This is a genomic window from Desulfitispora alkaliphila (genome assembly GCF_050433185.1).
In the GTDB taxonomy this organism is placed as follows: Bacteria; Bacillota; Desulfitisporia; order Desulfitisporales; family Desulfitisporaceae; genus Desulfitispora; species Desulfitispora alkaliphila.
In genome coordinates this window covers 1-2,638 of the sequence record NZ_JBNPXS010000081.1, presented here as the reverse complement: position 1 = coordinate 2,638, position 2,638 = coordinate 1, and the positions used below count along the sequence as shown (strand labels likewise).

The 2,638-nt window shown below is 41.4% G+C and carries 2 protein-coding genes; both read left to right on the top strand.

From position 1 onward, the window contains the following. The first annotated feature begins 373 nt into the window (after positions 1–373). The gene (locus GGQ84_RS15365) at positions 374–529 is read left to right on the top strand and encodes a hypothetical protein (RefSeq protein WP_429163695.1); all 156 of its coding nucleotides are present in this window, start codon (positions 374–376) and stop codon (positions 527–529) included. 194 nt (positions 530–723) lie between these two features. After that, entirely contained in the window at positions 724–2,544 is a 1,821-nt protein-coding gene (ltrA, locus tag GGQ84_RS15360) for a group II intron reverse transcriptase/maturase (protein WP_429163693.1), read from the top strand. The last annotated feature ends 94 nt before the right edge of the window (positions 2,545–2,638 follow it).

Below are 2,638 nucleotides of genomic sequence, written 5' to 3'. Positions count from 1 at the left end.
GTGTGACACGTTCGTAATTGAAAAGATTACGCACTACAACCGTTCGGTTGTGGGAGAACTGATAATTCAATAGGTAAAATGAAGGAGTAACGCCCTGAAGTGCCTACCCTAATACTCCGAATGGCGTCGTGGTTATTAAGAACCTAACACGTCATAAGCTCGGTGAAGACGGCTGAGAATATACCCTAACAGGTTAAGCTGAGGAAAAGCGAACAGTAAAATGTCGAGTGTACGATAGGTCGGGGGTCTATAAAATATCTATGGTTAGAATATCCATCCTTAAAACGATGGATGACGAATTCTCGAAGGTAAGGGTCTAGAAGAGGATTTAGTCGAAAGGCTAAAAATTGCCTATAGTGCAAGGTTTGTGAGGATGAGTAAAAATGTTGCCTATGAAAATCCTTATGCCATTACAGGTGGTATCAAGCAAACAGGACCAGAGAGAAAACCTAAGGATATATGCACAGATAGAATTATCGGAACGTGGAAAGTGTGTAACGTGGAGGGCTTAATCCCTAGGAAGCGTTAGCAAGGAAACCCATTGGGATAACTTGCTTTAATGCACATGAGAGTAGTGGCACAGTACCTTTGAAGCCGTGATAATAAATGGTGGAGGGATAGCCACAAGTCAATAATATCACAATAAAATTCACTAACTATTGCATAAGGTTCGAGTATGACTAAAAGAGGCAAAATTCCCATGAGGGGATGATAAGCCGACTTATGACAACCAAGAAACTTAAAAAGAGGCAAAAACTCAGGAACAATGAGTATTACGACATCCAAGACGAGTTCGACGAACTTTACCGACGCTCTAAACAAGGGTCTAAATTCAACAACCTCTTGGAATTAATAGCCAGTGACCAGAACATCTTACTTGCATATCGAAATATCAAGAAGAACAAGGGTAGCAAAACCAGAGGCTCCAACCGCACCACAATTATCGACACAGGCAGAACGGACCCAGGCAGACTGCTACAGTATGTCAAGAACAGGCTCCAGAACTACTCGCCTCAGCCGGTAAGACGGAAGGAGATAGAGAAAGAAGACGGCAGGATGCGACCCCTTGGCATACCGACTATAGAAGACCGTCTGATACAGCAATGTATTAAACAGGTCTTAGAACCCATTTGTGAGGCAAAGTTCTACGAGCATAGTTATGGTTTTAGGCCAAATAGGGGAACACACCATGCTATTGCAAGGGTAAATTTCTTAGCATACAAGGCCAAGCTACAATATGTTGTCGATATAGATATAAAAGGCTTTTTTGACAATGTAAATCATGCCAAACTTATGAAACAGATGTGGAGCATCGGAATTCAAGATAAGAACTTGCTTTGCATTATTTCTAAAATGCTAAAAGCAGAGATTAAAGGGATTGGGATTCCAACAAAAGGAACACCCCAAGGGGGTATACTTAGTCCACTGCTTTCGAATATTGTCCTAAATGAATTAGACTGGTGGATAAACAGTCAATGGGAAGGTATGCCGACGAACCACCAATATGCAAATAAGAGTAAAAAAGTACGAGCTCTCAAAAATACAGGTTTGAAGGAAGTATACATTGTGAGATATGCAGACGACTTCAAGTTGTTATGCAGAACCAGAGAAAGTGCTAGTAAATTGTTCTGTGCGGTTAAAGACTGGCTAAACAAGAGATTGAGTTTAGAGATAAGTTCAGAGAAATCCAAGATAGTTAATCTAAAAAGACAATACTCAGAGTTCCTCGGAATACGTATTAAGCTTCAGGAGAAAGGGAAGCTGTATGTTACGACCTCCCGAATGACTGAGAAGTCGGTTCGGAAGAGTAAAAAAAAGCTGAAAAATAGTATCGACACTCTGCAGAAACAGCCCACCGCAGACAACATGCAGAAGCTCAACGCCTGTATATTGGGACTGCATAACTATTACTGCGTGGCGACAAACGTAGCCAGAGATTTCGATAAAATTGCCTTTCAAGTTAACGCGAACCTTAAGAACACGAGGCCTATGACAACACAACGAGGACAATTAACCAAATCCTATACCAGTTTCTATGGGCATTACACTGGCCGCCCAAAATTTATTATGGGAATACCGCTTTTTCCCATACATTTAATCAAGTTCAGGCCACCTCCATATTTTGACCAAAAAAAATGTAACTATACGATAGAAGGGCGAAACAAGTTACACAACCCCCTTCAGGCTATTAATACATTGGTATTGCGTTATCTAATGGAGTACCCCGTTGAACTAGAAAGCACAGAGTTTAATGATAACAGAATATCGTTATTCGTAGGACAACAGGGTAAATGCTTTATTACTGGGACAGAACTTGCGACCTCCACTCTGGAGGTTCACAGGAAAATCCCCAAAAAGAACGGCGGAACCGACGAATATGGGAACCTGGTTATTGTACTATCGGGAGCGCACAAGCTAATCCATGCCTTGGATGAAGAAGTTGTGCAAGAATGTCTAATGGCACTGAGAAACAGCAATATCAACTATAAACGCCTCAATCAACTAAGGATAATGGTTGGAAATAGTGAAATTTGTGTGGGGTAATTATTGATGGAACGCCGTATGAGGGGAAACTCTCACGTACGGTGTGGAACGGGGGAAAAGGTGGAGATTATATCAAAGCCTTACCTATCGTTAT

Excerpts from the sequence above, each read along its gene's own strand:
- ltrA (WP_429163693.1), top strand. The coding sequence starts at position 724 with ATGACAACCAAGAAACTTAAAAAGAGGCAAAAACTCAGGAACAATGAG.
- GGQ84_RS15365 (WP_429163695.1), top strand. The coding sequence starts at position 374 with ATGAGTAAAAATGTTGCCTATGAAAATCCTTATGCCATTACAGGTGGT.